The organism is Cellulomonas sp. P4_B5_2 (assembly GCF_056402235.1).
Genome location: NZ_JBFUHU010000200.1, coordinates 1 through 6,946 on the forward strand (window position 1 = coordinate 1; position 6,946 = coordinate 6,946).

At 72.5% G+C, this 6,946-nt stretch carries 9 protein-coding genes and 1 pseudogene; 5 read left to right on the forward strand and 5 right to left on the reverse strand.

The window, feature by feature from the left end; all coding sequences use genetic code 11:
- From AC1DUQ_RS14535 to AC1DUQ_RS14545, 3 genes and pseudogenes are all read left to right on the forward strand, one after another.
- Positions 1 to 209, forward strand: a pseudogene (locus AC1DUQ_RS14535) (RNA polymerase sigma factor); the annotation flags it as partial.
- Positions 210 to 222: 13 nt separating this feature from the next.
- Positions 223 to 1,491: an MFS transporter gene (locus tag AC1DUQ_RS14540; RefSeq protein ID WP_477074027.1), complete on the forward strand. Its 1,269-nt coding sequence runs from the start codon at positions 223 to 225 to the stop codon at positions 1,489 to 1,491.
- 22 nt (positions 1,492 to 1,513) lie between these two features.
- Positions 1,514 to 2,155, forward strand: a complete 642-nt coding sequence (locus tag AC1DUQ_RS14545) for a GNAT family N-acetyltransferase (protein ID WP_477059432.1) — start codon at positions 1,514 to 1,516, stop codon at positions 2,153 to 2,155.
- Here the strand turns inward: AC1DUQ_RS14545 and AC1DUQ_RS14550 are convergent.
- From AC1DUQ_RS14550 to AC1DUQ_RS14560, 3 genes are all read right to left on the reverse strand, one after another.
- Complete coding sequence (locus AC1DUQ_RS14550) at positions 2,139 to 3,338, reverse strand: RNA polymerase sigma factor (protein WP_477059431.1); 1,200 nt, start codon at positions 3,336 to 3,338, stop codon at positions 2,139 to 2,141. The genes AC1DUQ_RS14545 and AC1DUQ_RS14550 overlap by 17 nt on opposite strands.
- Entirely contained in the window at positions 3,338 to 3,682 is a 345-nt protein-coding gene (locus tag AC1DUQ_RS14555; protein ID WP_477059430.1) for a YciI family protein, read from the reverse strand. The genes AC1DUQ_RS14550 and AC1DUQ_RS14555 overlap by 1 nt, the downstream gene beginning before the upstream one ends.
- Before the next feature lie 81 nt (positions 3,683 to 3,763).
- Complete coding sequence (locus AC1DUQ_RS14560; protein ID WP_477059429.1) at positions 3,764 to 4,600, reverse strand: aldo/keto reductase; 837 nt, start codon at positions 4,598 to 4,600, stop codon at positions 3,764 to 3,766.
- A gap of 84 nt (positions 4,601 to 4,684) precedes the next feature.
- Here AC1DUQ_RS14560 and AC1DUQ_RS14565 point away from each other — a divergent pair, with 84 nt between their 5' ends.
- Together AC1DUQ_RS14565 and AC1DUQ_RS14570 are read left to right on the forward strand one after the other, a co-directional pair.
- Positions 4,685 to 5,602, forward strand: a complete 918-nt coding sequence (locus AC1DUQ_RS14565) for an SDR family oxidoreductase (protein ID WP_477059428.1) — start codon at positions 4,685 to 4,687, stop codon at positions 5,600 to 5,602.
- Entirely contained in the window at positions 5,602 to 6,120 is a 519-nt protein-coding gene (locus AC1DUQ_RS14570; RefSeq protein WP_477060786.1) for a TetR/AcrR family transcriptional regulator, read from the forward strand. Before AC1DUQ_RS14565 ends, AC1DUQ_RS14570 begins: the two co-directional genes overlap by 1 nt.
- Here AC1DUQ_RS14570 and AC1DUQ_RS14575 read toward each other — a convergent pair.
- Both AC1DUQ_RS14575 and AC1DUQ_RS14580 read right to left on the reverse strand, forming a co-directional pair.
- Complete coding sequence (locus AC1DUQ_RS14575; protein ID WP_477059427.1) at positions 6,101 to 6,529, reverse strand: SRPBCC family protein; 429 nt, start codon at positions 6,527 to 6,529, stop codon at positions 6,101 to 6,103. The genes AC1DUQ_RS14570 and AC1DUQ_RS14575 overlap by 20 nt on opposite strands.
- A gap of 9 nt (positions 6,530 to 6,538) precedes the next feature.
- The coding region (locus AC1DUQ_RS14580) for a helix-turn-helix transcriptional regulator (RefSeq protein ID WP_477074028.1) at positions 6,539 to 6,946 on the reverse strand (408 nt) is incomplete at its 5' end.

Below are 6,946 nucleotides of genomic sequence, written 5' to 3' on the forward strand. Positions count from 1 at the left end.
GGTACCACCTGTACGGCGCGGTCCGCGGGGACGTGCTGCTCCGGCTCGGGCGTGCCGACGAGGCGGCCGACGAGCTGGAGCGGGCCGCGACCCTGGCGCCGACGCGGCGGGAGCGGGACCTGCTGATGGCTAGGGCGGCGTCAGCCGGAGAGGGTGCCGCGGCTGCGGCGGCCTCCGAATCTCCGGAGACCGATGTCGGAGCCGGCTGACACCATGAGCGGCATGACCGAACCGACGCAGACGGACGTGGAGGCTCCCACGCCCGAGCGACCCGGTTGGCGCCGGGACGTCACGATCTTCCTGTCCGGCCAGACGGTCTCGCTGTTCGGCTCGATGCTCGTCCAGTACGCCGTGATGTGGCACCTGACCCTGGAGACCAAGTCCGGCGGGGTCATGGCCATGTACGCGGTGTTCGGGTTCCTGCCGCAGGCCGTCATCTCGATCTTCGGCGGCGTGTGGGCGGACCGGCTGGACCGCAAGAAGCTGATCATCGGCGCCGACGCCACCATCGCGATCGTCACGCTCGCCCTGGCGATGTTCATGGCAGCCGGCGCCACCGACCTCTGGCTGATCTTCGTGGCGATCGCCATCCGCTCGGCCGGCGCGGGGATCCAGATGCCCGCGGTCGCCGCGCTCCTGCCGCAGATCGTCCCGGCCGACAAGCTCATGCGGGTCAACGGGATCAACGGCACCATCCAGTCGGCCATGATGCTCGTCGCCCCGGCGGCCGCGGCCGCGGTCTACGCCAGCATGTCGATCGTGGCCGTGTTCTACATCGACGTGGTCACGGCGGTCATCGGGATCGGTCTGCTGCTCCTGGTCACCGTCCCGCGGCTGGTGCGGTCGGCGGAGACCGAGCACCTGGGCTACTTCGACGACCTGGTCGGCGGCGTCAGGTACGTCGTCTCGCACGCGTTCGTCCGCTGGGTGCTCGTCCTGTACGCCGTGGTGTTCGTGCTCATCGTCGCCCCCTCGTTCCTCACGCCGCTGATGATCGTGCGGACCTTCGGCGACGAGGTGTGGAAGCTGACGGCCAACGAGCTGGCGTTCAGCATCGGCATGGTGCTCGGCGGTGCGGCGGTGGCGGCCTGGGCGGGGAAGTGGAACCGGGTCCGCATGATCCTGGGCTCCACACTCGTGTTCGGTGGCATCTCCGTCGGGCTCGGCCTGTCCACCAACCTCTGGGTGTTCCTCGGCTTCATGTTCCTGCTCGGGCTGTTCGTGCCGTCGTTCTCCACGCCCTCGTTCACGGTGCTGCAGGAGACGGTGGAGCCGGAGATGCAGGGGCGGGTGTTCGGGTTCGTCGGCATCGTCATGGCCGTGTCGATGCCGTTCGGCATGGCGGTGTTCGGGCCGCTCGCGGACCGGTTCTCGGTGGAGTCGCTGCTGATCTGGGCCGGGATCGCCCTGCTGCTGGTGGTGGCGCTGGCGCTGGTGGTCCCGGGCGGGCGGYGGGCGATCCGCGAGGCGAACGCGCACGCCGAGGCGTGAGGACGTCGGGCACGATGGCCGCATGATCGCGCCCTTCACCCTGACCGGCCGGCACGTCCAGCTCGAGCCGCTGGCCCTCGCGCACGTCGGCGAGCTCGCCGTGGCCGCCGCCGAGGAGCGCGGCAGCTACGGGTTCACGTGGGTGCCCGACGGGGTCGAGGAGACCCGGACGTACGTCGAGGCCGCCCTCGAGCACGCCGCCGGCGGTCGCGCGGTGCCGTTCGCGGTGCGGCGGACGTCGGACGGGGCGCTCGTCGGCAGCACGCGGTTCCTGGACCTCGAGGTCTTCGAGAACCCGGCACCGTGGCCTCCGGGCATCGGCGTCGGCGGGGCGCCGAGCGATCAGAACCCCCCGTCCGTCGCCGAGATCGGGAGCACCTGGTACGCGGCGTCGGCGCAGCGCACCGCGGTGAACACCGAGACCAAGCTGCTCCTCCTCACGCACGCGTTCGAGACCTGGAACTCCCTGCGCGTCACCCTGAAGACCGACGCGCACAACGCGGCGTCACGCGCGGCGATCGAGCGGATCGGCGGGAAGCTCGAGGGGGTCCGCCGCGTCCACACGGTCGCCACCGACGGCGGCCTGCGGGACACGGCGTACTTCTCTATCGTGGCCGCGGAGTGGTTCGCGGTCCGCGCGGACCTGGTCAGCCGGCTGGGCTGAGCGCGTCCCGGCTGGCGGTCAGGAAGGCCCGCTCGGAGGGGTTCTCCGTCAGCGCCAGGGCCCGGTCGTAGGCGTCGGCGGCCTCCGGGGCACGATCCAGGCGGCGCAGGAGGTCGGCACGGACCGCGTGGAACAGGTAGAAGTGCTCCAGCGGCAGCCCGTCCACCAGGGTCAGGCCGGCGGTGGGCCCCTCCAGCTCCGCGACCGCGACCGCCCGGTTGAGCGCGACCACCGCGCTGGGCGCGATCGACATCAGCTGGTCGTACAAGAGCACGATCTGCCGCCAGTCGGTCCCCGCCGGCTCGCTGTGCACGGCCTGCATCGCCGCCTGCAGCTGGTACGGACCCAGGTGGTCGCGTCGTAGGCACCGGCGCACGAGCTCACGGCCCTCGTCGAGCTGCTCGGCGTCCCAGAGTGCGCGGTCCTGGTCGCGCAGGAGCACCAGGTCGCCGGTCTCGGAGATGCGGGCGTCCCGGCGGGCGTCGGTGAGGAGCATGAGGGCGAGCAGGCCGAGCGCCTCGGGCTCGTCGGGCATGAGCTCGACCAGGACGCGGCCCAGCCGGATCGCCTCGGCGCAGAGGTCGTCTCGCGTGAGGGCGGCCGAGCCGGTGGTGAACACCAGGTAGACCACCGCCAGCACCGCGCGCAGGCGGTCGGGCAGGTCGGCGTCGCGGGGCACCCGGTAGGGGATGCGGGCGTCGCGGATCTTGCCCTTGGCGCGCACCAGCCGCTGCGCCATCGTCGGCTCCGGCACCAGGAAGGCGCGGGCGATCTCCTCGGTGGTCAGCCCGCCGAGCAGCCGCAGCGTGAGCGCCACCTGCGCCTCCACCGACAGCGCCGGGTGGCAGCACGTGAACACGAGCCGGAGCCGGTCGTCGCGCACGGGCCCCACCTCCACCGGGTCGTCGCGCTCGTGCAGGAGCGCCGCCTGAGCGTGCCGGTCGTCGCGGGACGCCTCGCGGCGCAGCCGGTCGATCGCCTTGCGCTTGGCCGTGGTGATGATCCAGCCGGCCGGGCTGGGTGGGACGCCGTCCGCGGGCCAGCGCTGCACGGCTGCGACGAACGCGTCCTGCACGGCCTCCTCGGCGACGTCGAGGTCACCGAAGGACCGGGCGAGGACCGCGACCGCGCGGCCGTGCTCCGCGCGGAACACCCGCGCGATCGCGTCCTCGTCCGCCACCATCACTGGTAGCGGAACGGCCGCACCTCGATCGGCAGCCCCGTGGCGACGGCCAGCTGTCCGCCCCAGTCGAGGGCCGCGTCGAGGTCGTCGGCGTCGATGATCGTGAACCCGCCCAGGTGCTCCCGCGCCTCGACGAACGGTCCGTCGGTGGGGATGACGTCGCCGTCCTTGGCGCGCAGGACGGTGGCGGTGCTGGGGTCGTGCAGCCCGCCCGCGTAGACCCAGATGCCGGCGTCCTTCATGGCCTGGTCGACGTCGCCGACCGCCTTCATGATCGGCTCGAGGAACTCCGGGTCGGGCATGGGACCGGCGGGCTCCATCACGCTCAGCAGGTAGTGGCTCATGGCGTCCTCCTCGATGTGCGGCCGCCGGCCCTGCGCCGGCTGCTCACCGTCTGTACGAACGGTGAGCAGCCGGATCGACAGCTACGAAGGAACGTAGTCGAACGTGTCGGGGTCGGGGCCGGTGCGCTCGTCGCGGTTGAGCGCCGAGATGTCCGCCACGTCCAGGTCGGCGAGCTCGAAGTCGAAGAGCGCGAAGTTCTCCTCGATGCGGCTGCGGGTGACCGACTTCGGGAACACGATGTCGCCGCGCTGGAGGTGCCATCGCAGCGTGACCTGCGCGGGGGTCTTGCCGATGGACTCGGCGATCCGCACGATCGTCGGGTCGTCCAGCACCTTGCCCTGCGCGATCGGGCTCCACGCCTCGGTGGCGATGCCGTGCTCCGTGCCGTACGCGCGCACCGCCTCCTGCGTGAGGTACGGGTGCACCTCGATCTGGTTCACGGCGGGCGTGATCGTGGCTTCCGCCTTGAGGCGGTTCAGGTGGTGCGGCTGGAAGTTGGAGACGCCGATCGACTTGGCTCGGCCGGACCGGTAGAAGTCCTCCATCGCCTTCCAGGTCTCCACGAAGTCGCTCACCGTCGCCAGCGGCCAGTGGATGAGGAAGAGGTCCACGTAGTCCGTGCCGAGCGCCTCGAGCGTGAGGTCGAACGCGATCGCCGCGTCCGCGGGGTCGTGCATGTCGTTGTTCAGCTTGCTGGTGAGGAAGACGTCCTTGCGATCCAGGCCGGATGCGGCCACGGCGTCGCCGACGCCCTTCTCGTTGCCGTACATCTGCGCGGTGTCGATGTGGCGGTAGCCGACCTCGAAGGCCTGCAGGACCGCGTCCTTGGTCTCCGCGGGGTCGATCTGGAAGACGCCGAAGCCCAGCTGGGGGATCTGCACGCCGGTGTTCAGGGTGATGTTCGGGACGGTGGTCATGTCTCCATTCGACCCCGCGCGGGCCGCGATCGCCTGTTATGGTGACCAACTAACCAGTTGGTTGCTTACCGCGAGGAGCTTCAGATGTACGTCGTCCCCGACCAGTCCGGCCGCACCGTCGTCGTCACCGGAGCCAACAGCGGCACCGGGCGGGAGGCCGCCGAGCGCCTGGCCGCCGCGGGCGCGCACGTGGTGCTCGCGGTGCGCAACGCCGAGAAGGGCGACAAGGCGCTCGCGGAGATCGTGGCGGCCCACCCGGACGCCTCCGCGGAGGTACGTCTGCTGGACCTCGCCTCCCTCGCGTCGGTCCGCGCGTTCGCCGAGCAGCTCGGTCGCGACCTGCCGCGCCTCGACACCCTGGTCAACAACGCCGGCGTGATGGCCCCGCCCACCCGCTTCGAGACCGAGGACGGCTTCGAGCTGCAGCTGGGCACCAACTACCTGGGGCCGTTCGCGCTGACCAACCTCCTCCTGCCGCTCCTGCTCGCCGCGCCCGAGGGCCGCGTGACCACGATGAGCAGCGGCATGGCCAACGTGGGCCGCATCCGGTTCGACGACCTGCAGTGGACCCGCCGCCGCTACAGCCCCACGCGGTCGTACGCCCAGTCCAAGCTGGCCGACCTGCTGCTCTCCCGGCAGCTGGCGCGCGTGTCGATGCAGCGCGGCTGGGCCCTGCGCAGCAACGCCGCCCACCCGGGGTTCACGCAGACCAACCTGCAGACCGCGGGCGCCTCGCTCGGCCGCGACTCGGTGCACCGCTCGCCCATCGGCAACCTGCCGTTCGTCCCGTCGCAGCAGCCGGAGCAGGGCGCCGAGCCGATGTTGTTCGCCGCGGCCGACCCCCGCGCGGTCGAGGACGGCTACTACGGCCCGTCCGGACGGTTCGGGCTCGTCGGCCCCACCGGTCCGGCCCGCCTCAACCGCCGCATGCGCGACGACCACACCGCGGCGCGCCTCTGGGCGGTGGCGCAGGACCTCACGGGCACGACGCTGCCCGCGTGATGGCCGCCGACACCCCGCGCCGCATCCTCGACGCGGCCGCCGACGAGTTCGCCGAGCGCGGGCTCGCCGGCGCGCGCGTGGACCGGATCGCCGAGCGCGCGGGCGCCAACAAGCAGCGGATCTACGCGTACTTCGGCAGCAAGGACCAGCTGTTCGACCGGGTGATCGAGGACCGGATCGAGCAGCTGCTGGACGCCGTGCCGTTCGACGCCGCGGACCTGCCCGGGTACTCGGTGCGCATCCTCGACTTCAACCTGGCGCACCCGTCGCTCGTGCGGCTGCTCCTGTGGCACAACCTGGAGCGCCCGGCGGTGCTCGCGCGGCTGCCGCAGTCGGTCGAGTCGCACGCGCGGAAGGTGGCGGCCCTACGAGCAGAGCGGGGCGACGACGAGTGGGCCGCGGACCGGCTGCTCGGCCAGGTGCTCGGCCTGGTCCACGGCGTGACGCTCGCCCCCGGGCCGGACCTGGAGCAGACGCGGGCGGACCTGCACCGCGCGGTCAGCCTGCTGGTCGGCTGACCGCCTCCACCACCGCGCGCAGGCGCTCGGGCTGGACGCCGTCCTCCCGGGCGACCGAGCGACGGATGACCCCCGCGAGGAGCTTCACGGGCCCGCGCACGACGACGTCCGCGACCAGCCGGAGATCGGTGCCGGGCACGGTCGGGGTGAGCGTGTAGGTGTACACGGCCGTCACCGGTCCGGAACGCGACACCAGGTCCAGGCGTCGGGGCGCGTCGACGCCGTCGACGAGGGCGGTCCGTTCCTTGCCGCGCACCGTGAACGTCACCGTCGACCCGGGCGCCACGGGCCCGGTCATGGCGGAGACCCCGGGCATCCAGCGCGGCGCCAGGGACCAGTCGGTGAGCGCGGCCCAGACCGCGTCGGGCGGTGCGGCGATGCTCGTCGTGGTGTCGATCGCGATGGTCATGGCGCGACGCTAGGCGTCCGGGACGACGCCGTCTTGGACGGAGTTGACCACCGGCGCGAACCCCGGCTCGGTGGGCACGTCCCCGTAGACCGCGCGGTACGCCGCGAGGTAGGCGTTCGGCGTCGTGCCCGTGTGCCGCCGGAAGTGCCGGATGAGGTGCGCCTGGTCGTACCAGCCGCGGTCGGCGGCCACCTGCCCCCAGCCGACCGGACGGCCGAAGTCGAGCGAGGCCAGCAGGTCGCGCATCCGAGCCACGCGGGCGAACGTGCCGGGACTCAGCCCGACCACGCGCCGGAACCCCCGGTCGAGGTGGGCGTGCGACAGGTGCACCGCGCGCGCGACGTCGGCGACCGGGCGGCCCGGCTCCGCGGCGAGCGCGCCCACCGCCGCCTCGACCGCGTCGGTGCAGCGGGGGAG